Raw genomic sequence first — 25,476 nt, 5'->3', positions numbered from 1 at the left:
TATAATTATTTGTTAAATTGTATTAAAATATACTATAGTTGAGGTAAAAATGACTAATTGGGATTTAATAATAATGATGCCTATCCTTTTATTTTTATGTATTGGTACATTGATTTATATTATCATAAATGAAAAAATAAAGTCAAAAAAGCTAATCTTTTTAATAAATTTAACTCTTTTTTGGGTAGTAGTGGGGTATTTATCTAACAAAAATTTTAATTTGATGCCAACTAACTTGAACTTTGATAAATCTAGTTATTTGATTGCATTAATATTAGGAACTTCTTTTTTTAGTTTGTTCTTAAAACCCTTATCAACTTTTATAACTGGTTTAATTAGAAACAGATTCACTTGATTAAAAATATCATATTTCTTTGCTTTTATAATTACTGTTACACAATTTTTTATACAAGAAAATAATATTATTTTATTCATTTTTCTATCATTATTTTTAGCAATATGTATATCATCTTCTTCAATTTTCTTTTTATATTATAATGAGCAATTTAATTATAGAATATATGTTATATCAGTTACTTGAATAATATTTACATTTATAACTTTTGGTACAATATTAGGTAACTATATTAGTGAAATTAATCACATTTTGTTAAAAGAAAAATATGAAATAACATCATTGTCAATTTTCGTTATTATATTGATTTATTTATTTATTTATAGTTTTTTTTGTAAGGAAACAAAAAACCTAGCAGGTGTTTTTGATGAATATATAATTGAAAATTTACCAAAAAAGAATAATTTCAACTTTTTCATACTATATTTATTAGGTTTTTTAATTTCATTAACAAGTGCTTTGAATAATTCTCAAATAGTAAAATTATTTATAGGATTAAATTTAAAGGATTATGGTAGTTCTTATGAAACTATAGAGTCATTTTTAAGATCATTTAATTATTTTTATTATGTACCTTCAATCATTGTTTCTTATTTTATTTATAAATTTGTATTAAAATATTTAGGACAAAAATATTTAATCATAACTTGCTTATTTTTATTATTTGGTGTTTATACTTTATTAGCATTTACTACTAATCCATATATTTATATGTTTTCAAGTATTTTATCAGGTATATTATGCAATCAAATTATATTTACTTTATTCTCATTATGTATTTTTTGAAATTATAGAGCACCCAAAAACCCTGTAACTGGTTTTTTTGGAACATCTCTATTTTTAGCCAAGTTTTTAGTTGAATCAATTGAAAAATTCATATCTAAATCTAATTACGGGGTATTTAAAGATATTAATGATTTATCTGATTTATCCTTTTATGATGTTGCTAATAGTACTTCTTTAAAGGATTTTGATATTGCAACAACATTAATTATGTCATTTTCTTGTATGGTAGTTTTGATAAGTGTATTAATATTTTATTATAAAAACAATTCGCTTTTTGCAGATTATTTAAATTATAGAAATGCTACTAGAAATATTAAAAATCTACTTAAAAAAAGAATGCTTGACAAAGTAAAAACAAAAATTGATGTAAACAAAATAAATTCAAATGATATTAATGAATATAATTAAAAAATCCCTTTAATTTGGGATTTTATTTTTTCAAGATTCATAATATTCTAAAATAAGTTTTTTAAGTTCAGGAACTAGCTCTTCTTGTTTAACTGTTTTAAATAGCTTGCCTTTCTTAAATATTATTCCGCCTTTATTACCGCCTGCTATTCCAATATCTGCTTGTGCAGACTCACCGGGACCATTAACTACACAACCTAGAATTGCAATTTTTAATGGAAAATTCAAGCCTTCAACGTAATTTTCAATTTCTTTTACAACTTTTGATAAATCAAATTCTAGCCTTCCACATGTTGGACATGCAATTACTTCTACTATGTTTTCATATAAACCCATTGAGTTAAGTAGCCTTTTTGCAACTTTAATTTCTTGAATAGGGTCTTCACTTAAACTAATTCTTATTGTACTTCCTATACCATTAAATAAAATTACACCTAATCCAAAACTTGATTTTATAGTTCCGTTTAGCAAACTTCCAGCTTCGGTTATACCTAAATGAGATGGATAATCTCAAATTTCACTAGCCATTGTATATGCTTCAATAGCCATTAATGGATCGGTCGATTTTAATGAGTATATTATATCTTTAAAATCAAGATTTTCTAATATTTCAATATGTGTTCTTAATGATTCAACCATTGCTTTTGCAGTCCATCCATACTTTTCAACCATATTTTTTGGTAAACTACCAGAATTAATACCTATTCTTATTGGTATATTTTTTTCTTTACATTTTTCAACAACTGCTATTGTATTTTCTAATTTACCAATATTACCTGGGTTTATTCGTATTTTTGCACAACCTGCATCTGCTGCTAATAATGCAAACTTATAATTAAAATGAATATCTGCAACTATGGGTAATGGTGATTTTAAAACCAGTTCTTTTAATGATTCTGCGTCTTCATTACCTAAAACAGCAACTCTAACAATCTCACAACCTTCTTTATGTAGTTCATTTATTTGTTTAAGTGTTTCATTAATGTTATGTGTTTTAGAAGTTGTCATTGATTGAATTACTACTTTATTATTTCCACCAATTTGCACATTTCCAACCATAACTTTTCTTGTTTTAGTTCTATTAATCATCATATTTTCTTCCTATTATTAAATTCAATTTTAATTATATATAAAAAGAAAACAGCATACCAACAAAATTAATAAATAAAGTAATATTTTATGTATAATTACTTTATAGGGGTGAAAAAAGTGGCTAATAAAACAACTCTTAAGGATATCGCCCAAATTAGCAAAGTTCTTGAGAAAAAAGGGTACAAAAGTATATCTGAATTTAAAGTTTATTTAGATTTAATCCAATCTTATATAGATGAGACTTTTTTTAACAATGAAGCAATTATAGAAAAATTAGTTAAATATTGTGAAAACAGCTCTAGACATTTGGATATAACATTTAAAAATGAATTAAAAATAGATTTATCAGTTGATGATATTGCTAACTACATTAAGTATTCAAAAAAGGCTTTGGAAGTATCAATTTTTACAGAAGAAGGTATTTTCAATCATACTATTTTTGTTGAAATTAGAAGTATTATAAAATATTTTTTGCAAAAAACTTATAGTCTTGAATCATTAATCAATTTTGAAACTTTATATGGTATAAACACACCAGAATTTCATCAACAAAATGAAACATTTAAATACTTATATACAATATTTGATAAATTAACTTATATTGCAAATCATTTAAAATGTAAATACTTAGAAAAAACTAAACAAAGTCCAGAAACAACTTTGAAATTTTTTACTGACTTTTTAAAAGATATATCATTTTTATCAAAAAGTCCAGAAGATTTTGAAGAATTGACAAGTATAATAGACTTAATAACTTACTCAAGAGCTTGGCACTATATAAGACGTCTTAGAAATTTATTAGAACATGATTTTGCAGACCCTAACTTTAATTACAATATATCATTTTCTATAAATTTATTATTTATAATTATTGGTAGAATAGTATTAGCACTTGATAAACATTTAAAAACTGAAAAAAGCATGCGTCAAACTCTTGATAGTCTTCGTAATAGTTAATTGAGGAATTTATGGAAAAATGAAGTACAGTAAATTTAGAAAATTTTAATGGACCAATCGACTTGTTGCTTCATTTAATAAAAGAAAAAGAATTAAATATATTAGAAGTGGATTTATTGGTCTTATCAAATCAATATATTGATTATATTCAAAGTTTAGAAGTTTTAAATATTGAAGTTGCAAGTGAATATTTGGTTATGGCAGCATACCTATTAGAATTAAAATCAAAGATACTTATACCAAAAGAAGTAATTGAGTTTGATGAAAATTATGAAGAAAGAGAAAGAGAAGAATTAATAAATAGGTTAATTGAATATCATAAGATTAAAGAAGTTACTAACTTTTTTAAAGAAAAACAAGATGAGTATTTAAAATCTTTTAGTAAGAAAAAATCAATTATAAAAGTTACTAAGATAGATGATGATAAGCTGCCTTTAGCAAAAAACACAATCAATATAGATAATTTCTCAAAAATATTTTTAAATGCAATTGAGAGAAATAAATTTAAAAACTTAGAAACTAATACTTTAACAACAACAGAAGTTTCACCTGAGGAATTAGCAAAAGATATTATTGAATATTTTACCGATAATAAAATTAAAAATATAGATCTTGAAGAATTAATAAATCTAAAAGAATATAGTTTGAAAATGTTGGTGGCTACATTTCTAGCTATTTTAGATTTAGCTGCAAAAAAAATTATAACAATCGAACAATTAGAAGAAAAAATAATTATTGAAGTTCTTATGTAATAGGAGTATTTTATGGAAAATAAAAAAAAGATTTCACTAATAGAAGGTTTACTATTTATTAATGGTGATGAAGGAGTTTCATTAGAAGAAGTAAGTATTTTTTTAGATATTTCAATTGATGAGAGTGAAGAACTAATTGTCTTAATACAAAATAAATATAAAAAAGATTTAGAGTGTGGTTTAGAGTTACAAAGATTTGCTAAAAATAAATTTAGAATGATAACAAAAAAAGAAAACTCAGAATATTATATAAAACTTGCAAATTTAAAAACTGAATCAAGGTTATCATCTGCAAGTATTGAAGTTTTATCAATAATTGCATATAAAGGTCCAGTCACTAAAGCTGATGTTGAAAATATAAGAGGTGTAAATTGTGATAACATATTTTACAAACTAAAATTAAGAAATTTAATTTCAGAGGTTGGTAAGTCTAATGATGTTGGTAAACCAACACTATATAACGTAACAACTGAGTTTTTAAAATATTTTAACTTAAATAGTTTAGAAGAGTTGCCAAAATTAAAAGAAAGCAATATTTCTGATAAAGAAATATTTAATAGAGGTTAGAATGAATCAAGAAAGATTACAAAAAATTATAGCATCAAGAGGTTATTGTTCTAGAAGAAAAGCTGAAGATTTAATTCTAAAAAACCTTGTAAAAGTTAATGGTAAAATAATAAATGAATTAGGAGCAAAATTTGAACCTAATGTGGAAATTTATATTGACAACAAACCAGTTGAACCTGTTTCTCAAAAAGTTTATTATTTATTTAATAAGCCTAGATTAGTTTTAACAACAATGGCTGATAAAGATGGCAGAAAAACTGTCGCAGATTATTTCAAAAATATAAAATTAAGATTATTTCCAGTTGGTAGATTGGACTATGATGTGAGTGGAGCAATAATAATGACTAATGATGGTGAGTTTGCAAATTTTGTAATGCACCCAAGATATGAGTTTCAAAAAACTTATCAAGCATTGTGTAATGGTAAAGTTCATAAATCACAAATAGAAATGTTAATTAAAGGTGTTATAATTGATGAAAATTATAAAACCAGAGCTTTAGATGCTAAACTACTTAATTATGACAAAGAATATGATGAATCTGTTATTGAACTTACCATAGCAGAAGGAAGAAAACATCACGTCAAAAAAATGTTAATTGCAGCTGATATTTATTTGAAAAAGTTGAAAAGAACTAGAATAGAGTTTTTAACTTTAGATGATATTGAAATCGGAAAGTATAGAGAATTAAAAGTTCATGAAATCAAAAAATTTTATGGAATATATAAATCCACAAGTTTAAGATAAAAAAGGAGAATTATGGGAAGAGCGCATGAAGTTAGAAAACAAAGTATGGCAAAAACTGCTTCTATGAAGTCTGCTTTGTACGGAAGATGTTCAAAAGAAATTTATATGGCTGCAAAAAGTGGTTCAAAAGATCCAGAGTCAAATTTAGCATTACGCAGTGCTATTGATAAAGCAAGATCTAAACAAGTACCCACAGATGTTATTCAAAGAGCAATAAAAAAAGCTGAGGGTAGTGATAATGAAAACTATATTGCTAATAGGTATGAAGGATATGGACCTGGTAATTCAATGATAATTGTTGATTCACTAACTAATAATGTAAATAGGGCTATTGCTAATATAAGAGAAGTATTCAATAAAAACAATGGTAAAATGGCCTCAACTGGTGCAGTTTCTCATTCATTTAACTCATCAAGCATGTTTGCATTTGAAAATATTAGTATTGAAAAAGTTTTAGAAACTCTTATGGAAGATGATTGTGATGTAAATGATGTAATTGAAGAAGATGGATTAATCATTGTGTATGCACCATTAAGTTCTTTCAATAATGTTAAAAAAACACTTGATAAACTAAATATAACTGAGTATAAAGTTGCTGAAACTACAATGATTCCAAATGAGTATATTAAAATTTTAGACCAAGAAAGTAAAAACAATTTCGAAACATTAATTGATAAATTAAACGAACTTGAAGATGTGCAAAATGTTTACCACAATATTGAAGAATAAAAAAAATGAAGTTTAAACTTCATTTTTTTTATCAAATTTTAATTCTTTCTTCTTTTTTCTTATACATTTTGTCATCTGGTTTTGTTCCATAAACTTCATGGAACTCATCGATATTAACCAATACACCATTACATCTAAATTCTTCTGGTGAATGAGGGTCAATTAATAGTCTTGTATTTTTTAATTCATCAGTAGACTTTCTTCTTCAAATAATTGCATAATTTTCAAAAAATTGATTCAAGTCATTAGGTGCTTCATTTTTACAAATATCTAATGCAGCTGCAACTCCACTTAGATCACCAATGTTTTCACCTAAAGTTAATTTACCATTTACAAAAGAACCATTTATTTGATATTTGTTGTATTGTTCAACTAGTGCTTGAGTTCTAGCGTAATATTGTTTGTAATCTTCTTCAGCTCACCAATTATTGAAGTTACCATCTTTATCAAACTTACTTCCTTCATCATCAAATCCATGACTTACTTCATGACCAATTACTGCACCAATACCACCAAGATTTCTTGCTCTTGATACATTTATATCATAAAAAGGTGCCTGTAAAATTGCGGCAGGGAAACAAATTTCATTTGAGCTAGGGTTATAATAAGCATTTACAGTTTGAGGATGCATATATCATTTTGTCTTATCTACTGGTAAATTAATTTCATTTAATTCTTTTTTTACATGAAAATTTATAATGTTATTAACATTTTCAAATAAACTACCACCATCTTTGTATTCATTAATAATAACTCCATCATAATTTTCAAACTTATCTGGATAACCTATTTTAATTGTAAAATTATTTAACTTTTCTATAGCCTTTGTTTTAGTAGAATCACTCATTCACTCAAGTGATTTAATTCTTTTCTCATATACTTTAATCAATTTATGAACCATATCTAAAACATCATTTTTAGCTTCTTCTGAAAAGTGTTTTTTTACATATTCTTTTCCTAATAATTCACCAATTTTATTATCAGTAAATTCAACAGCTCTTTCTAATTCTGGTTTCATTTCCTTAACACCACTAAATACAGAACCAAAATTAAATGCTATTTTATAAAACTTTTCTGTTGTCATAGAACTAAAACTACTTAGGATATCAAACTTCATAATATCTTTTAAGTCATCTAATGATATTGAAGTTAAAATTTCATTAAGTTTCATTAAAAATTTAGGTTGAGTAACTATTAATAAACTAGCTTTAGAATATCCTGTTTCATTTAAGTAATAATTCCAGTCTATTAAATTACAATAACCATCTAAATCTTTTACTTTTACAACATTATAAATGTTTTCAGGTGATCTAAGTTCTTCCATTTTATACATTGATTTAGCAAGTTTATCTTCAAAGTTATAAATTAATTCAAATACATCCTTTGTATTAAATTTTAATTTTGACTCTTTAACTAAATCATTTACATAAGTTTTATATGCATTTTTTATTTCTTTGTGTCTTGGGTGACTTTCTTCATAAAAATCTCTATCAGACATACCTAGACCCATTGTTGAAATAAATAAGGCTCTAAGATTACTATCTTTAAAATCAGAGTCAATTCCAATTTTAAAAAAGAAATTAGTATTATACTTTTTAGAAAAACTTGTTATAAAATTTGTAAGCATAGATTTATCATTAAATAAATCAATATCTTGAATCATAGGTAATAATGGATTAAGTCCATCTTTATTTCTTTCTTCTCAATTTAAATAATTATTAAATAAAGAAACAATCATCTTTTGTTGTGTATTTAAGTCATTTTTGCTTTTATTAGCTAATTCTAGAATTAAATCTTTTATATCATCAATAGATTTCTTTCTTAATATTTCAAAACTCCCTCAAGAAGGGTATCCACTTGGTAATTCAGTTTTTTCGATTCAATCTTGATTAATTGCTTCAAAAAAATTATCTTGTATTCTTTTTTTATCTTTCATAATAACGCTCCTTACATTTATTATATATACTTTTATTAAATAAAATAAGAATAGTAACTATAAATATTAATCAAATATTATTGATATAATAAACTTGTTCTTGGAGGAAAAATGAATAAAGATATTATATTATTAAGAACCGTTGAAGTTGCAGCAATAGCTTCATATAAGTATATAGGTATGAAAGATAAAAACATGGTAGATCAAGCAGCTGTTGAAGCATTTGAAGTAATGTTAAGAAATGAACGAGGTTTTAAATTAAAAGTTGTAAATGGTGAAGGGGAACTTGATAATGCACCAATGCTTTATGTAAATCAGTTTTTAGGGGATTTAAATGACCCTGAGGTTCCTACATTTGATGTCTCTGTAGATCCAATTGAGGGAACAAACCCTGCTGCATATAATTTTGCAGGAAGTATATCAACTATTTCAATTTCTAGAGAAAACACTATGCTTCAAATGCCAGAAATGTATATGGAAAAGTTTTTTGTTAAAGATAAATATTCTAATTTAATAAACTTATCAGAAGGTATAATTAATAATGTTCTAAGGCTTCAAGAGTTTGAAAACAGAAAGGATTTGCGTTGCATTATATTAGACAAACCAAGACATAACAAAATAATACAGGAATTAAGCAAACTTGGAGTAGTTACAAGATTAATTCAAGATGGTGATGTTTTAGCTGCAATTGATGTTGTTAATGGAGAAGCTGATTTTGTTTATGGAATCGGTGGAGCTCCAGAAGGTTGTTTAATGGCTTCACTTGCACTGGCATCAGGATGTAAAATGCAATCAAGATTAATAAATTATAATCAAATTTGACCAAATGAAAAAGAAACAGAATCTAGAATGGAAAAAGAAAATGCTTGAATGTCAAAGCATAATATTGATACTTCATCAATTTTAAGTGATTATGATTTAGTTAGTGATGAAAGAACAAGATTTTTTGCAGCAGGACTTACAGCGGGTGGCAGTTTAAAACCAATTAAATATAAAAAGGGTAAATTTTTTGTTAATGGATTTATGGCATCTCATGGAATAGTACGAAACTTTAGTTCTATTTATGATGTTAATAAAGTCAATAACTTAAAACCAGATATAAAATATTTATTTGATAAGTATAAAAGATAGGAAAGGTGTTTAAATTTGTCAGATTTAAATAAAATATTACTAATAGCTTTAGTTTTGGCTATTATTTGCTTACTTTCAATAAGAATGATATACACATATATGTATTCTAAAATTAATGTTTATGAAATTAACTCACCAGATTCTAATATTTCTACAAGTAAAATTGATGATATTATAAAAAACTTGAAAGTATTTTTAAATGCAAATGATTTAAAAATTGAATATGCTAATAAAGAGAATTATCAAAGGATATATCAAATGTTAAACAAAAAAAAGAAAACCATTGAAATTCCTAAATGATTCATGCCAAGTGTTGGATATGAAATAGATTACATCATTGCAAGTATTTGATTTAATGTTAAGCTATATCAAAAAGACAAGTTTATCAAAAGATACTGCTTATTAAGTGTTTTAGTACCCTTATTATTAAATGTATTATTTTACTTATTTTTTTTATTAAGTATAGGTACTTTAATTTTTATATATTTAAATCAAAATAATCCAGAAATATTCTATGCAAATAAGGTTTTAACTTTTTTAATAGATTATCCTATATTTCAAATATTATGTTTAAGTACATTTATAATTTTATTAATAAACTCTTTTTATATTAATAAATATAAAAGTCTATTAGAATCGAAATATGAATCCGAAATAATATCTTTTGTAGACAAAAGTTGTGAAAGTTATAAGTTCGATATAGCAGCTGCAAGAGTGCACTCTAACAACTTTCCAAGAATTAATTTTAAAATACTTAGGTTCAATAGTAAAACTATAAATATGAAGTATTTAGGCCCTTTTACTTATCTTTAAATATATATAAAAAATGCTAGTTTAACTAGCATTTTTTATATATTTAATATTTTTAACCTTGTCCTAATCCTTTTTCTTTTCACTCTTTTAAAAGTTCTTCTCTACCACCGGGTTGTAAATATCTGTCTTTATATTCAATATAACGTTCTTTACATTCTTCAATTTCTTTAATTGCTTCTGGAATATCTCCTCAACCATTGATTTTTACTTCTTTTTTTTGTAAAGCTTTATATTGTAAAAAAAAGTTTTCTATTTCATCTCTTAAGTGTTTAGGAACATCATTTAAAGTTTCTATTCCATTAAAACGAGGGTCATCGTTGAAAACACCAAATAGTTTTGTATCAATTTCACCTGCATCAATCATTCTAATTGTCCCAAGAACTCTTACTCTTACTCTTACACCTGGAAAAGTAGGGTATGTTGCTAAAGATATTACATCTAATGGATCACCATCTCAGTCTAAAGTTTCATCAATAAATCCATATTCTCCTGGATAAAAATTTGCGCCATATAAAACTCTATCTAAAGTAATACTTTTAGTTAGCACATCATATTCATATTTATTAGTGCTACCTTTTGGATTTTCAATAATTACATCAATAATATTTTTTTTCATTTTTTACTCCTTTAATACAAAATTATTTTATATTATTATTATAGAAATGAGATTTAAATATGAAAAATGATATAAATAAAAATAATGAAACTATTATAATTGATGATAATGATATTGACATTCATTTTAATCCTTGAAAACAAAAAATAAAGAAGTACTTTACATTAAGTACTAAAAAAATCACATATTTATCATTACTTTTGGCAATTAATGTAACTATTTCTTTAGTATGTTTTTTAGTATTTGCAAAAGTTGCCTTCCTTGGATTTTTGAGAATCGAACTTAGTTTCATTAGTTACTTAATTTGTTATAGATTAGTAAATTCATTTTATGCTTCAATACTTATTTTCATTGGAACATGAATTAGATTTGGTTGAATTGATAACGATTTTGTTGGATTAATTAGTTTAAATATTTCTGACTTGTTAGCATTAATAATATATATATTTTTTCATCATATTTTTACAAAAGTTCTTAAAGTAGATAAAAAACTTCACTTTTATATGTTAAATATATTATCTTTTATACTTTGTATTATTTCAGTAGGATTAATAAACATTATTTTAAACTTTGCCTTTTTATTACCAATGTATATTTATTTTTTAGGATACTATGGATCAGTTAATGACTTTCTTAAGTCATTACATATAAATTGATTTGTCTATGCTTTAATAATTTTTGGTTTTAATGCATTGAAATATAGTATTAACTTTATTATATATATCATGATAAATGAATCTATTGAAAAATTTATATCTAAATTATAAAAATTATAAATTAGATATAAATTTTAGTTTATAATATTCCTTAGGAGGAAAATTATGGATAACAATATTAAAGATAATGAACAAGATCACAAAGTAAGTGATCACGATTCTACAAAAAAAACAAGAGATCACTACCACGATGAACACCATTTTGATATGTTTGGAAATCACGATGATGTTAAAGAAGATGATTTTAATTGAAAAAAAAGTATTTATACTTCAAGAAGGAATTTAACTTTTAGATTAACCTTATCAGGTATGATACTTGCAATCGCAATTGCAGCTACTTCAATAGACTTATATTTAGAACATTTAATAATACCAATTGATGGAGTTATATTACCTACAAGATTTTTAGACATTTTAGTAATTACACTATCAATAGGTAGTTTAGGACCAATATTTAGTAGTTTAATAGCATTTATAGTACCATGAATACATATGTTAATTCATGGGGGTGGAGCAATTCACAATCCATTATCATCACTTGTTGATGCCTTTGGATACTTTATTGTTATTTGAGTTTTATGATTATTTTATTATTTTGTATTTAAAAACTCATATACTCATAAAAACCCAAATAAAAAAGTTGACTTATTTAAAAGATGATTACCTATGGTTGCTTTTGTCCCAATAGTTGTAGTTTTATTTACAATGATAAACGTTTTAATAATATATATTAATTCAGCAGGTGGTGAAGAAGCACACACTGATGAGAGTAAAATATATCAATTTGTAAAATTATTCCACGAAGATCATGACCATGATGAACATGAACACCATCATGCAAACTGAGGAAACTTCTCAAGTAAGATGTGAGTATACACATTTATAATTTTTGGAATAGAATTAGCAAGATTCTCAATTTGTTATACACTATTTGGTTTAATCGAACCACAAATGAAAAAAATAAATCATATATTTAAATAAATTTATATTTATTTTGATAAAATCAATATGTATATTATTAAAGCGAGGACAAATATGGCAAGTAAAAAACCAATTTATGTATCATTAGATTTAGGAACAGCCTATACATTAGTCTATATTTCAGGTCAAGGTATCGTTTATAACGAACCTTCAATTGTTGCGTACAAGATACCTGAAAATAGAATTGTAGCAGTAGGTAACGAAGCATATAAAATGATTGGAAAGGCAAATAAAAACCTTAGAATCATTAGACCAATGGTAAATGGTGTAATAACTGATGCAAAAGCAACTCAAGCTCAGTTAAATTACATTTTTAAAAGACTAAGAATTGAAAAATTCTTAAAAAATTCAGTAGTTCTATTGGCATGTCCATCAGTAATTACTGAATTAGAAAAAAATGCATTAAGAAAAATAGCATTAAATTTAGGAGCTGCTGAAGTATTCGTTGAAGAAGAAGTTAAAATGGCTGCAATTGGTGGTGGTGTTAGAGTTGACGCTCCATCAGGTCATTTAGTAGTAGATATGGGAGGAGGAACTTCTGATGCTGCTGTCTTATCAGCAGGGGAAATAGTTCTTTCAAAATCTGTTAAAATTGCAGGTAACTTTTTAAACGAAGAAGTTCTTAAATTTATAAAATCACAATATGGTTTAGAAATAGGGATTAAATCTGCTGAGCAAGCAAAAATAAAAATTGGTTCATTAGCAAAATATCCTGATGAAAGATCAATTAAACTTTATGGACGTGATGTTGTTTCGGGATTACCTAGAGAAATCGAAGTAACTCCTCAAGAAATGAGAGAAGTTTTAAAAATTCCATTGTCAAAAATAATTGATTTAGTTGTTCAAGTTTTAGAAGAAACACCACCTGAATTAGCAGGAGATATATTCAGAAATGGAATTGTCTTATGTGGTGGAACAGCATTAATTAAAGGTATTGATAAATACTTTGCAGATACTTTACAATTACCATGTAAAATTGCTGAAAATCCTTTAATGTCAGTAATTAATGGAACTAAAAAATACGAGAGTGAAGTATATGATATGCTTAAAGAACTAAGAAGTAAATCATCAGATAACGCATTTTAATAAAATAAAAGCATATATTAAATATGCTTTTTTTTATTCTTTAATTTTAACTGCACTAGTAGGACAAACCATTTGACATTCTTTTAGCTCTAAATCATTATCTTTAGCTTCAGCAAAACCATCTTCATCCATAAATAGCGTATCTGTTTCATCCATTTCAACACAAGCCATACAACCAATACATAAATCTTTATCAATCCAAGTTTTTTTCATTTTGATTTCTCCTTTTTATATTAATATATTACAATAATTTCATTTATTAAATCATTTAATTTATAATAATATAAGTATTGATGAGGTGTTTATGGAAAATAATACAAGAATGTTACGAAATAAAAGACTACATGATGAAGTTAATAAAGACATTATCTACAATAGTCAAATTCAAAATGAGAAATCAATAATTAACTCAACTTTTGAAAAATTAAAACAAATTGACCAAAACTTTTTTGAAAAAAAACTTGAATATTTTGACAAAAAACACCAACTTGAAAAACCATATTTAGATAAAGACAATTCTTCAAATTACTTTTCAGAAGATATAAAATACGATTTAAAAAGGGAGCTTTCAGAGTTAAAAAAAATAGATGAAAAAACACTTTCAAATAATAAAAATAATTATAATGAAAAAAATCAGAATCAAGATGAAGAATTTGTTCAATTAAAATCAGACAAGTTTATAAAGTATCTTGAAAGTCTAAAAAATAATCAATTATTATTTCAGAAAAATATTGAAAAGTTGAAACTTAAACAGTCTAAAAAGTTTAATGTTTCCCACGATATTTCAATGACTACTGTTCATCAAATGAGAAGTCAAGATTCTAGATCAACTAACCAAATGTTAGTAGATGTTCAAGATAAAGTAGAGAAGTATCAAGGAAAACTACTACAAAAGTACGTTAGCAAAGTAAAAAAAGGAAAAGTAAAATGAATCTGACTTATTTTATTTTTATTATTTAGTTTGATGTTAGTTTCTATAATTGTTCCAATATTTATAGATTTTTAAGGAGATAAATGGATAAATTTATAACAATAGCAGTGGATGGAACTGCAAGTAGTGGCAAAAGTACTGTTATGAAAATTGTTTCAGAAAGATTAAATTTTCACTTTTTAGATACTGGATTAATGTATAGGGCATATACAAAATATTGTCTTAACAATAAAATCAATTTATTAGAAAGTAGTTCAATTGAGTCATTGATTAAATCATTTAATTTCAGTTTTGATAACGAAAATGTTTATGTAAATAAAGTAAATTATACAAGTTTTTTATCAGATAATGACGTTGTAACAAATATAAAGTATGTTGCAAATAATAAAATAGTAAGAGATTATATGGTTGGTTTTCAAAGACAACTTGCTTTTAATAAAAATATTATAATGGTTGGAAGAGATATTACTTCTGTTGTATTAAAAGACGCAACTTTAAAAATATATTTTGATTGTTCTATAGAATCACGTGCAATACGTAGATTTAAGCAAAATGAAAATAATGGAATAAAACCAAACATATATGAAGATATATATCAAAGTATTTTAAAACGTGATTCAAATGATAAAACCAGAAAAGAAGGCCCTCTTGTAATTACTGATAATGCTTGAGTTTTAGACACAAGTAATTTAAGTATTGAAGAAGCTGTTGATGCTGTTATAAATAAAATTAAAAAAATTATAAATTAAGGGGAATGTTATGAAAAAAAAGGGAATTGTTGCAATTGTTGGTAGGCCAAATGTTGGAAAATCAACTTTATTTAATAGAATAATAAAAGAAAAAAAATCAATTGTAGAAGATGTTCCAGGAGTAACTAGGGACAGATTATATGGTGATGCAGAGTGACTAACAGTTCCCTTCATACTAATTGATACTGGTGGTATAACTTTACAAGATACAAAGTTTGCTAAGGAAATAAAAGTTCAGGCTGAAATTGCAATTAAAGAAGCAGACTTAATATTATTTGTTTTAAATTACAAAGATGGTATATGTCCAGAAGATAATGCTGTATTAAGAATTTTATATAAAACAAATAAACCTATTATTTTAGTTATTAATAAATATGATAAAAAGGATGATTTTAATAGTTCTTATGAGTATATGAGTTTAGGGCTAGGTGAACCTATTCTAGTTTCTTCAACTCATGGTATTGGAATTGGTGATTTACTTGATAAGATAATTGAAAATTTACCAAAAGCCAATGAAGAACAATCAAATGATGAAATAAAAATCGCAGTTGTTGGTAAACCAAATGTTGGTAAATCAAGTTTTGTAAATGCTTTGTTAGGTGAAAAAAGAATGATTGTTTCAGAAATTCCTGGTACTACAACAGATTCGGTTGATAGTAAAATTGAGTTTGACAATATTAAGTACTCTATAATTGATACCGCAGGTCTTAGAAAAAAAGGAAAAATATATGAAAATATTGAAAAATATAGTTATATAAGATCAATATCTTCTATAAATAAGTCTGATGTAGTTTTATTAATGTTAGATATTAGTTTACCAATTACTGATCATGATTCAAACATTGGGGGTTTTGCATATGAAGAGAGTAAACCAATTATAATAATTGCTAATAAATGAGATTTAGTTGAAAAAAAAGACTCAAATTCAATGAATAAAAAAGAAACCGAAATAAGATCTTATTTTAAGTATTTAAGTTATGCAAAAATTTTATTCATTTCTGCAGTTGAAAATATAAGAGTTAAAAAAATATTTGAACTAATAAGTTTAGTGAATGCTAATTTAAAGAAAAGAATTAAAACAAGTGTTTTAAATGAAATATTTAATAAAGCACAACTTATTAACCCTGCACCCAACCATAATGGTGGTAGACTAAAAATATATTACTCTTCACAAGTTGAAGCGTATATTCCAACTTTTGTTTTATTTGTAAATAACCCTGGTTATGCACATTTTTCATATAGAAGATACCTTGAAAATCAAATAAGGCAACACTTTGACTTTACAGGTGTACCTATGAAAATTATCTTTAGGGAAAGGAGATAAATAATGAAAAATAAAAACATCACAATTGTTGGTACTGGTGCATATGGTACCGTTTTAGCAAATGTATTAACTGATAATGGACATAACGTTATAATGTATGGTATTGAAGAAAGCCAAGTTAATGATATAAATGAAAACCATATTAATTCAGCTTTTTTTAGAGATTTTATTATTAATGATAACATTAAAGCAACTAATGATTTTGCAATTGCTATCGAAAAAGCAGAAATTGTTGTGTTGAGCGTACCCACTTTTGCATTAGATAGTGCTCTTGATAATATTATTAAGTATGCAAAAAACCCAATATCAATAATTAATATTGCTAAAGGATTAGATGAAGATAAACTAGATTTATTAAGCAATAAAATTTTTAATAAACTAAAAAATACAAATATATTAAAAAATTTAGGAGCATTATATGGTCCTTCTGTTGCAATCGAAGTAATCTTAAGAAAGCCAACTTGCGTAATGGCTTGTAGTAAGGACATAGAGTTCGCTAATATTGTCTCAGATTTATTTAACAATGAATATTTTATAGTAAAAAGTACAACTGATATAGCGGGGTGTGAGGTAGCTTCAGCTTTAAAAAATGTTATTGCAATTGCAAGTGGAATTTTACAAGGTTATAGTGCTTCAGACAATGCAAGAGCTTCTTTAATTACAATTGGTAACGCAGAAATATTTGAGTTTGCAAAAATATTTGGAGCAAAGTTAGAAACTTTCATGAATTTTGCAACATTAGGAGATCTAATATTAACTTGTTCATCTTTTAAATCAAGAAATTTCTCATTAGGAATTGCAATTGCTGAAAAAAACAGCGCTTTAAGTGCTTTGAAATACCATAAAAAAACAGTTGAAGGAGTGTCTGCTTCAAAAATAGCTTATTCTTTAATTGAAAAACATAAAATTAATGCACCTTTATTTGAAATAATGTATAAAATACTATACAATAATCTTAACCCTAGCATACTTATTAACAATTTCTTCAAGTACGCTAAGGTAGTATAGATACAATAAGGGGTAGATTTTACTATGACAAAAAAAGAATTATCAGAAAAATTATCAGTGAATTTCGACACTTCTAAAGCAGAAGCAGAAAAAATTGTAAGTTATATATTTGACGAAATATCAAATGCTTTGACAAGTAAGGAAGAAGTTCAAATCTCAGGATTTGGTAAGTTCTTAACAAGTGATAGAGCAGCTCGTGAAGGTGTTAATCCAGCAACTGGTGAAAAAATTAAAATAGCAGCTACTACTGTTGCTAAGTTTAAAGCAGCTAAACAATTGAAAGACGCAGTTGCTAAATAATTACAATTTTAAAAGTTGCTAATGCAACTTTTAATTTTTTTTTGAAAAAATGAATCAATTATTTAAAAGTGGTTATTTAAATAAAAAAGCAGTTTTAATACTTAATTATTCAAAAGTAGGATTAACAGAAAATCAACTTTCAATAATATTGCTTATTATGGAACTATCAACTGAAGAACAAAAAAACTTTACACCATCTCAACTATCAAATTATATGACTTTAACAAGTAATGAAATTGAAATAGAAATCTCAAAACTATTAAAAAATAATTTGATTAAACTTGTAGTAAAATCTAAAAAAACTATTTTAGACTTATCACCTTTATTTAATAAACTATTAGTAAACCTTGAAGATGAATATGCAAAAAACAAAATAAAAGAGAATTATAAAATAATCGAAAATAAATTAAATTATAAATTAAATGATAATGATATACAAAAACTTGAAGAATATTCAAGCGTTGGTATATCGATATCTAAAATTACAAGTATTATAGATTCTTCTAATATAAGTAATTTAGACGAATTATTTAAAGTATTAGATTCTAAATCTAAAAATAGCTCTGTAAAAATTACTATGTATAACTGATTAAATGATTAAATACATAATTAAAATCAATTTTACCATTATCGAAATTGATTTTTTTTATATTATTATTAAAAAAATCATACTCAATTTTAGTTTTATTAAAGTTTTTTAAGTCATTTGCATCTATTAAAAAAATTTCATTATAAATATGAAAATAAATTAGTACAAAAGCAATACCTTTATTTTCAATTACTTTGTACATTTTATTTTTTTGATTACTTTTTATATTATTTAAATTAAAATATGTTTTTTCTGTTTCTTTCGCTTCAAACTCAATATAAAATCCATTATAAATACCAATATAATCACAAAAATAATTAGTCTCCAAAATAGATTTCACTATATTTCCCTCACAATTAATTAACTTTGAATTTATTGGCATTTTATAAATTAAGTATCCTTTTTCATAATCATCATTTTTTATACTATTATTTATAATTGTTTCTAAAAACAAACCCTTATTTTTTAATATCATATTTAACCCTTTAATAATTTCGACATGTTTTTTAAAAAAATTTGCTTTTTATGCCTTTTTTGTTAAAATAAATTTTATGAAAATAAGTAGTAAGGTATTTTATCTATATTGTTCAATAATCCCAATATTTTGTTTTATATTAGATTTAATTATGTCAACAATTAGTCCCTCACCAAAGTCTTTAGAATCTAGAAACTTTGATAATTCTATTACAAATCAGATAATTTATTTATCAGTTTGAATATGCATTGATAATTTCGTTTTTGGTCTTTTAAATTTAATTCATTTGAAATATAAAAATATGCCAACTTGAATAACAAATAAAAGTAACTTTACAAGGATAGTTTCATTAAATGTGATAAGTTTTATTCTTTATTTAGGTGGATTATCTTCTAAGGAAGTTCCTGGTTTTGATACTTGATATAATATAATTAAATCAATTTTAGAGCACTTTGTAACTCCGGTTATTATAATTATTTTTTATTTTATTTTAAAAAGAGAAATAGTCACATCCAAGGTATATATTAAAAAATATTCTTGAAACAATTTTATTTTAATAACACTTTATATTTTATTTGCATTAACTAGGTCAATTCTGTTAATTAAATATGATCCAATTAATGCACTCCATCCATACCCTTACAAACAAATGGACCCTAGAATTATTGGAAATTTTCTATTTTACACTGGTATTGTATCATTGATATTAGTTTGTTGGTTAATGGGTGTCTTTATAAACTATTTATCAAATTTAACAATAAAAAATGACTTCAAGATCAGTAGAAGAAAAAATAAATTTCAATAATTAAAATAAGTTTTGGGCTTATTTTTTTTTAACATAGGAATGTAGTTTTATAATAACTATGGGGGTTAAAATGAGAATAAGCGAAAAAAACTTATTGGTTTTTATTAATAAAGATTTTTCTTCCAAAGAAGACATCTTAAAATTTATTTCAGAAAAATCTTCAGAAGCAAATTTTATAAAAGATGCAGACTATGTTTATAAGAAATTTATAGAAAGAGAAAATTTATCATCTACTGGTTTGCAAGACGGTTTTGCAATACCTCATATAGTCGTAGAAGGTTTAATAGAACCATATATAATATGTATCAAAAATAATAGGGGAGTATTTTGAGATTCTTTGGATGGTAAAAACACATCATTTATAATTTCTATAATACTTCCTAAAAATGATAAAAGTGAAGAAAAAGATATAATAAGTGAAATTACAAAAAAACTGTATAACAAAAGCTTTAAAGAAGCAATTAAAAAGTCTCAATTAACATCACAAATAGAAGAATTATTGTTTTTAAAACATAAATATGAAAATAACTATGTAAATATTATTCCAAATCAAAAAGAAAACTTAAAAATAGTGGCTGTTACTTCATGTTTGGTTGGTATATCTCATACTTATTTAGCTGAGCAAAAATTGCTAAATACATTAACAAAAGATGGTTATCAAATTAGAGTTGAAACGCAAGGTTCAAGAGGTGTAGGGACTAAATTAACTGATGAAGAAATTAAAGATGCTGATCTTGTTATAATTGCATCAGATGTCCCAATTGATAAAACTAGATTTATTGGTAAAAAGCTATATGAAACAAAAGTTATTAACGCTATAAGAAACCCTTCAAAATTGTTAAATGATGCAAAATTAAATGCTACATCATACTTTGAAGATTTGGATTTTGTTTTAACATGTAATGATAATTTAAAACAAAACTCATTATTAAAACACATAGTTTCGGGAATTAATTATATGATACCAATTTTGATTATTGGAGGTATTTGTCTTGCTACTTCAAACGGATTATCAAAGGCTATTTGAGGTTTTGAGGCTGGACCACCAATTTCAGAAAGACCATATAATATTCTTTCAATTATTGAGAGAATTGGTGTTGCTGCATTTACATTAATGGTGCCAATATTGGCAGCTTTTATTGCTAGTTCTATTGGTGGTAAAGTTGCTATTGCACCTTCTGTTGTTGGTGGATTTATTGGTAATGATGCATCTAATTTTATACAATTACCAGGTCTTCCAATTGTTTCAACTCCAATGGGATTCATTGGTTCAATAATATCAGGCATATGTGTAGGTTATTTCTCTAGATGAGTTAATACATGGAACTTACCAAGAAGTTTAAAAACTTTAATGCCTATTTTTTTCATTCCAATAGTTGGAGGAATTGGTATTTCAATAATATTCATTTATATTATTGGAGCTCCAGTAGGATTATTAATGCAAGGATTTTCAGAATTCATCAATTATATATTTACTAATAAAACAAATAGTTTATCGATTACAATATTAGCTGGTGCTTTAATTGGGGCGATGGCCTCATTAGATGTTGGAGGACCAATTAATAAAATTGCATTTATAACTTGTATTTTGTTAGTCGAAGTAGGCATTTATGAGCCAATGGGTTGTTATGCAGCTGCAGTGCCAGTCGCTCCAATTAGTATGGGTTTATCAACAATATTTATGAAAAGATTCTTCACAACCGAAGAAAGAACTATTGGTATTAGTTCAATATTAATAGGTATAATTGGTGTTTCAGAAGGAGCAATACCTTTGGTATTAAAAGATCCGAAAAAAACAGTTTTATGTAATGTGATTGGAGGCTCTACTTCTTCAGCATTGGCATGTCTTTTCAGTATAAAAAATAATGCTGGACATGGTGGTCCATTAGTTGCAATACTTGGTTCTGTTCCTTATGGGCAACAAACATTTTTATTCTTATTTTCAACATTAGTTGGTGTTTCAATCACTACCTTAATTTATTGTTTTATGTTGTTATATACAAATGGAAGAGTCGGTTCATTAAAAGAAACTTATGTTATATATCGCAAATCTCAAATTAATTTATATAAATATAAATTTAAATGCATCAAATGTTCATTAAAATATTTAAAGCACAATGAATCATTTGAAAAAAGGAAAGACTTAAAAAACAAATTAGTTAATATCAAGTTAGAATGCAAAGCAAAATTAAGAGTTTCAAAAAAGGTTTTTAATGAATTGAATAAGGACTATATAAAATCAAATTCTGCACAAAAAAAAGCTATAAAAAACAACTTTTTAAAGTTAAGAAGTATAAAAAAAGATAAAATAAACAAGCTAAGAATTAAGCACTCTAAAATAAATATTGAGAATGTTAACAAAAGTGATTTACCAAGTAATTTTAAACAAGAAAAAAACAATATAAATAATGAGTATAAAAGTAAATATAAAGAAGCTCAAATAAAAAATTATAAAAAATATGTAGATAAGTTCAAAGAAGTAATGCACATTTATTAATTTTATTTAGTGAATTAAAATACATATTAAAAACTTAATTAAAAATATATTTAGTAAAATATTCTTATAGATTAGGAAATTATTATGAAAAGAATAGAAGAAATAACAAATTATATAAAAACTCAGTTCAACAAAAGTATAGATATGGCTATTATCTTGGGTAGTGGTTTATCATCAATTGTAAATGATATAAATATTATTAAAGAAATATCATACAAAGATATACCATATTTTATTGAAAGTGAAGTAGTAGGTCATGATTCTAAAATGATTTTTGCTGAAGTAATGGATAAAAATATTTTGATTTTCAAAGGTAGGTTTCATTATTATGAGGGTTATGACATTTCAGATGTAGTTTTACCAATAAGAGTTATTGCAAATTTAAAAATTAAGAATTTAATATTAACTAATGCATGTGGAGGTATTTCTGATTTTTTAAACCCAGGTGATTTAATGATAATTAAAGATCATATAGGATTGTTTTGTCCTTCTCCTTTAAGAGGAAAAAATTATGATCAATTTGGAACTAGATTTCCAGATATGACCAATGTTTATAATAATGATTTAATAGATACAACTAAACAAATTGCAAAAAAATTAAATATAGAAGTTAAAGAAGGTACATATGCATATTTTCATGGCCCAATGTATGAAACTCCAGCAGAAATAAATTCATATAAATTTTTAGGAGCAGATGCAATAGGGATGTCTACTGTTCCTGAAGCCATTGTAGCACATCATGCTGGGATAAATATTTTAGGAATTAGTTTAATAACTAATAAGGCTGCAGGTTTAGGTGGAAAATTAAGTCATCAAGAAGTTTTAGAAACTGCAAAGTTAAGTGAAAATAAGTTTAAAGAATTATTGTTAAATGTAATTACGAAACATTTTTATAATAACTATAATAAGAAATAAAATTAATATATAATTATTTATATAAAAAAATAACGGAGGAAACTATTTATGAAGAAACTTTTACTTTTATTATTATCAACTGGTATAACTTTAGCACCTGTAACTTCAATAATATCTTGTGGTTCAAATAATAATGAAAATTCAGAAAACCCTGATTCTAATGGTGTTTCACCAGACCCTGAATCAGAAGGAGAATCATATTCAAGTTTAAAGAATAAGTATCTTGATGAAGTAAATGCTGTAATAACTAAATATATTAATAAAAGTAAGGAATCTTGAATCGAAGCTGTTGAATATGATTCAGTTCAAAACAATTTTTTTAACTCAAAAGTTTTAAAAGAAGTTTTTCAAAATGTTTCAAAAGCAGAAACAAAAAGTTTAAATCTTGAAACTGTATTGAATGATTCTGAAATCAAATCAAAATTTATTATTGATGTGGAAAATAAAATTAGTTTATCAGCTATTCAAAAAGAAGTTGAAAGTATTGCAAAAAAAGATGAGTACAATATATTAACTAATAATATAAATAAAAATAATCTTGTAGAATTGGATTCTGAAAAATTTTCTTATAATAATAATGAAGGTGTTGATCCAACTTTACAATTTTTAAATGAGGAAAACATTGAGGGGCAAACAGAAAATAACTTTACTAGTTCATTAGAAAATGTAAATCTTAATTTAAAAATAAATTACAAATCTGAGAATTCAGAAAGTTTAGCTGAACCTGGAAATTACATATTTAATTTTGATTATAAAGTAACTACTTATGGAAATATTGTGAATGCTCTTAAAACTAAAATCAATGATGTTAAGTATAAATATTTGCTAGATGATAATAATTCAACTATAATTGAATCAACAAAAAAAGGTTCATCTGACGATGACAAAATTGACTCATTAGAATCAATTAATAGTAAATTAAAAGAAACTTTTGGAAAAGAGTTCTTGGATTCTTTAATTGCTGATGTAAATGGGGTAGGAGAATTTGATGATAAAGTTGAATTAAAAAGTAAGGGCGGAAATATTATTGATGAAATTGGAGAGAAAAATAGTTGAGATTATGAATTCAATTCTTTCCAAGCTTCTGAAAATATGTACACTTGAAAAGCTGCAAAAAATGGGTGACAATCTGATTCTATTAAGGAAAATGTAAGTTTATTTAATTATATTTTTAGAAATAATGCGGATAACAAAGATTCAGTCGAAGAATATTTAAATAAAAACCATTTCACTGAGAATGAAGTTAACTTAAAACTTTGGTTTAATAATTATAAAAGTAAGATAATTAAAGACAATTTAGATTCAAGTGACTTCAGTGAAGAAGTTAAAAATCAAATTATAGCAAAAATTGACAATACAATGAAATTCAAATTTATAGAAGTAAAAAATTTAGAATTAATTATTAAAGGAACAAGCGAAGCATATTTTAAAACTGATATTAATAGTTTTTCTGTAGCAACTGCTTATACAATAGATAAATCTGAAAATTTAACAGAAATTTTAAATAATAAAGATAAACTAACATATAAATCAATTGTTGCTAACTTAAATAAAGGAATTGATTCATTCCATAATATTTGAGGAATAACTAATGTAAAAAATGATAATGCAATAACTGCATTCACTGGTGAAACTAACGTTGAATATGATAATAAAAAAGTTAATTTATGAACCGATGCATTCGATCCAAATTATATTAGTGGAAGTTCATCAAATAATATGTATCTTTATTATGATAGTGTATTAAACAATTTCAATGAAAACCTTTCTTTAAAACAGTCTTCTGGCAGTGCTGCGGGTCTTGAAACTATTGTTAGAAACAAATTATTAAACGATGGAAACCAATCAATATATGATTGAAACTTCTATAACTTTAAATCTGTAAGACCGCGTGTAGTTCTTAATAAAAACTTAGAAGGTAATGAAAAAGGTTTAGTAATTAATAATTTTATTGAAAAACAAGCTGGAGATTTTGAATTTGCAAACCTGAAAATTAATTTTGATTTTATGCAAGTAACTTTTAGAGTAGACACTATATTTTCAAAAGACAAAAGTAATATGAAAAACAAATCAATTATAGAAAAAGCATAACTTATTATTATAAAAAAATAATTGTATTTTGGGGTGGCCCTTAAAATAATAAATTATTTTTTTATTTATATTGTAGAGAGGTTAAAATGAAAAAAAAGAAATTTATCTCCTTTTGGAGTCTT

26 protein-coding genes are annotated in these 25,476 nt (G+C 24.9%); 21 read left to right on the top strand and 5 right to left on the bottom strand.

From position 1 onward, the window contains the following. Positions 1 to 223: 223 nt before the first annotated feature. A complete protein-coding gene (locus STURON_RS04545) occupies positions 224 to 1,549 on the top strand; it encodes an O-antigen polymerase (RefSeq protein WP_158500524.1) in 1,326 nt (441 codons plus the stop codon). 9 nt (positions 1,550 to 1,558) lie between these two features. Here STURON_RS04545 and ispG read toward each other — a convergent pair whose 3' ends face one another. Further along, positions 1,559 to 2,638 (bottom strand): flavodoxin-dependent (E)-4-hydroxy-3-methylbut-2-enyl-diphosphate synthase, encoded by a 1,080-nt coding sequence (gene ispG / locus STURON_RS04540; protein WP_075048924.1) that lies wholly within the window; start codon positions 2,636 to 2,638, stop codon positions 1,559 to 1,561. 120 nt (positions 2,639 to 2,758) lie between these two features. On the opposite strand from ispG, the gene STURON_RS04535 reads away from it, so the two are divergent. The 5 genes from STURON_RS04535 to STURON_RS04515 are packed head-to-tail and all read left to right on the top strand — an operon-like array spanning position 2,759 to position 6,391. Continuing rightward, entirely contained in the window at positions 2,759 to 3,598 is an 840-nt protein-coding gene (locus STURON_RS04535) for a hypothetical protein (protein ID WP_075048689.1), read from the top strand. 11 nt (positions 3,599 to 3,609) lie between these two features. Next, entirely contained in the window at positions 3,610 to 4,350 is a 741-nt protein-coding gene (locus STURON_RS04530; RefSeq protein ID WP_075048688.1) for a segregation and condensation protein A, read from the top strand. A gap of 12 nt (positions 4,351 to 4,362) precedes the next feature. Continuing rightward, positions 4,363 to 4,917 carry an SMC-Scp complex subunit ScpB gene (gene scpB / locus STURON_RS04525; RefSeq protein ID WP_075048687.1) on the top strand — a complete coding sequence of 185 codons (555 nt, stop codon included), beginning with the start codon at positions 4,363 to 4,365 and terminating at the stop codon, positions 4,915 to 4,917. Between the two features lies 1 nt (position 4,918). Beyond that, complete coding sequence (locus STURON_RS04520; protein ID WP_075048686.1) at positions 4,919 to 5,662, top strand: pseudouridine synthase; 744 nt, start codon at positions 4,919 to 4,921, stop codon at positions 5,660 to 5,662. A gap of 12 nt (positions 5,663 to 5,674) precedes the next feature. After that, positions 5,675 to 6,391, top strand: a complete 717-nt coding sequence (locus STURON_RS04515) for a YebC/PmpR family DNA-binding transcriptional regulator (RefSeq protein ID WP_075048685.1) — start codon at positions 5,675 to 5,677, stop codon at positions 6,389 to 6,391. A 28-nt stretch (positions 6,392 to 6,419) separates the two neighbouring features. Here the strand turns inward: STURON_RS04515 and STURON_RS04510 are convergent, their stop codons facing one another. Continuing rightward, positions 6,420 to 8,327 carry a M13 family metallopeptidase gene (locus STURON_RS04510; RefSeq protein WP_082236199.1) on the bottom strand — a complete coding sequence of 636 codons (1,908 nt, stop codon included), beginning with the start codon at positions 8,325 to 8,327 and terminating at the stop codon, positions 6,420 to 6,422. 111 nt (positions 8,328 to 8,438) lie between these two features. Between STURON_RS04510 and STURON_RS04505 the strand changes: the two genes are divergently transcribed. Both STURON_RS04505 and STURON_RS04500 read left to right on the top strand, forming a co-directional pair. Then, the gene (locus tag STURON_RS04505; protein WP_075048684.1) at positions 8,439 to 9,458 is read left to right on the top strand and encodes a fructose-bisphosphatase class II family protein; all 1,020 of its coding nucleotides are present in this window, start codon (positions 8,439 to 8,441) and stop codon (positions 9,456 to 9,458) included. Between the two features lie 15 nt (positions 9,459 to 9,473). Further along, on the top strand, positions 9,474 to 10,271 hold the full coding sequence (locus tag STURON_RS04500; protein WP_075048683.1) for a hypothetical protein: 798 nt from the start codon (positions 9,474 to 9,476) through the stop codon (positions 10,269 to 10,271). A gap of 52 nt (positions 10,272 to 10,323) precedes the next feature. On the opposite strand, the gene STURON_RS04495 is transcribed toward STURON_RS04500, so the two are convergent. Then, positions 10,324 to 10,887, bottom strand: a complete 564-nt coding sequence (locus tag STURON_RS04495) for an inorganic diphosphatase (protein WP_075048682.1) — start codon at positions 10,885 to 10,887, stop codon at positions 10,324 to 10,326. A gap of 59 nt (positions 10,888 to 10,946) precedes the next feature. On the opposite strand from STURON_RS04495, the gene STURON_RS04490 reads away from it, so the two are divergent. The 3 genes from STURON_RS04490 to mreB are packed head-to-tail and all read left to right on the top strand — an operon-like array spanning position 10,947 to position 13,670. Then, entirely contained in the window at positions 10,947 to 11,654 is a 708-nt protein-coding gene (locus tag STURON_RS04490; protein ID WP_075048681.1) for a hypothetical protein, read from the top strand. A gap of 54 nt (positions 11,655 to 11,708) precedes the next feature. After that, positions 11,709 to 12,584 carry an ECF transporter S component gene (locus tag STURON_RS04485; RefSeq protein WP_075048680.1) on the top strand — a complete coding sequence of 292 codons (876 nt, stop codon included), beginning with the start codon at positions 11,709 to 11,711 and terminating at the stop codon, positions 12,582 to 12,584. Positions 12,585 to 12,638: 54 nt separating this feature from the next. Further along, positions 12,639 to 13,670, top strand: a complete 1,032-nt coding sequence (gene mreB, locus STURON_RS04480) for a rod shape-determining protein (RefSeq protein WP_075048679.1) — start codon at positions 12,639 to 12,641, stop codon at positions 13,668 to 13,670. Between the two features lie 33 nt (positions 13,671 to 13,703). Here mreB and STURON_RS04475 read toward each other — a convergent pair whose 3' ends face one another. Further along, positions 13,704 to 13,883, bottom strand: a complete 180-nt coding sequence (locus tag STURON_RS04475) for a ferredoxin (protein ID WP_075048678.1) — start codon at positions 13,881 to 13,883, stop codon at positions 13,704 to 13,706. 91 nt (positions 13,884 to 13,974) lie between these two features. Here STURON_RS04475 and STURON_RS04470 point away from each other — a divergent pair, with 91 nt between their 5' ends. The 6 genes from STURON_RS04470 to STURON_RS04445 are packed head-to-tail and all read left to right on the top strand — an operon-like array spanning position 13,975 to position 18,583. After that, positions 13,975 to 14,676, top strand: coding sequence for a hypothetical protein (locus STURON_RS04470; RefSeq protein ID WP_075048677.1), 702 nt, complete (start codon positions 13,975 to 13,977; stop codon positions 14,674 to 14,676). Positions 14,677 to 14,684: 8 nt separating this feature from the next. Next, positions 14,685 to 15,350, top strand: coding sequence for a (d)CMP kinase (gene cmk / locus STURON_RS04465; protein ID WP_075048676.1), 666 nt, complete (start codon positions 14,685 to 14,687; stop codon positions 15,348 to 15,350). A gap of 10 nt (positions 15,351 to 15,360) precedes the next feature. Next, positions 15,361 to 16,674 (top strand): ribosome biogenesis GTPase Der, encoded by a 1,314-nt coding sequence (gene der / locus STURON_RS04460; protein ID WP_075048675.1) that lies wholly within the window; start codon positions 15,361 to 15,363, stop codon positions 16,672 to 16,674. A gap of 3 nt (positions 16,675 to 16,677) precedes the next feature. Continuing rightward, on the top strand, positions 16,678 to 17,682 hold the full coding sequence (locus STURON_RS04455) for an NAD(P)H-dependent glycerol-3-phosphate dehydrogenase (protein ID WP_144416201.1): 1,005 nt from the start codon (positions 16,678 to 16,680) through the stop codon (positions 17,680 to 17,682). Between the two features lie 24 nt (positions 17,683 to 17,706). Then, positions 17,707 to 17,982, top strand: coding sequence for an HU family DNA-binding protein (locus tag STURON_RS04450; protein WP_075048673.1), 276 nt, complete (start codon positions 17,707 to 17,709; stop codon positions 17,980 to 17,982). A gap of 49 nt (positions 17,983 to 18,031) precedes the next feature. Then, on the top strand, positions 18,032 to 18,583 hold the full coding sequence (locus tag STURON_RS04445) for a DnaD family protein (protein ID WP_075048672.1): 552 nt from the start codon (positions 18,032 to 18,034) through the stop codon (positions 18,581 to 18,583). Here STURON_RS04445 and STURON_RS04440 read toward each other — a convergent pair. After that, positions 18,558 to 19,046, bottom strand: a complete 489-nt coding sequence (locus STURON_RS04440; protein ID WP_075048671.1) for a Holliday junction resolvase RecU — start codon at positions 19,044 to 19,046, stop codon at positions 18,558 to 18,560. The two genes, STURON_RS04445 and STURON_RS04440, sit on opposite strands and share 26 nt — an antisense overlap. Positions 19,047 to 19,197: 151 nt before the next feature. Here STURON_RS04440 and STURON_RS04435 point away from each other — a divergent pair, with 151 nt between their 5' ends. The 4 genes from STURON_RS04435 to STURON_RS04420 all read left to right on the top strand — a co-directional run bounded on the left by STURON_RS04435 (position 19,198) and on the right by STURON_RS04420 (position 25,354). Further along, positions 19,198 to 19,851 carry a hypothetical protein gene (locus STURON_RS04435; RefSeq protein ID WP_082236198.1) on the top strand — a complete coding sequence of 218 codons (654 nt, stop codon included), beginning with the start codon at positions 19,198 to 19,200 and terminating at the stop codon, positions 19,849 to 19,851. A gap of 70 nt (positions 19,852 to 19,921) precedes the next feature. Next, entirely contained in the window at positions 19,922 to 22,348 is a 2,427-nt protein-coding gene (locus STURON_RS04430) for a PTS fructose transporter subunit IIABC (RefSeq protein WP_075048669.1), read from the top strand. Between the two features lie 84 nt (positions 22,349 to 22,432). Continuing rightward, positions 22,433 to 23,263, top strand: a complete 831-nt coding sequence (locus tag STURON_RS04425) for a purine-nucleoside phosphorylase (RefSeq protein ID WP_075048668.1) — start codon at positions 22,433 to 22,435, stop codon at positions 23,261 to 23,263. Between the two features lie 48 nt (positions 23,264 to 23,311). Beyond that, the gene (locus STURON_RS04420) at positions 23,312 to 25,354 is read left to right on the top strand and encodes a hypothetical protein (protein WP_075048667.1); all 2,043 of its coding nucleotides are present in this window, start codon (positions 23,312 to 23,314) and stop codon (positions 25,352 to 25,354) included. The last annotated feature ends 122 nt before the right edge of the window (positions 25,355 to 25,476 follow it).

This window comes from Spiroplasma turonicum (genome assembly GCF_001262715.1).
GTDB lineage: Bacteria > Bacillota_I > Bacilli_A > Mycoplasmatales > Mycoplasmataceae > Spiroplasma_A > Spiroplasma_A turonicum.
The sequence above is the reverse complement of the archived record's forward strand: the minus strand, read 5'-3'. Positions and strand labels throughout refer to the sequence as shown.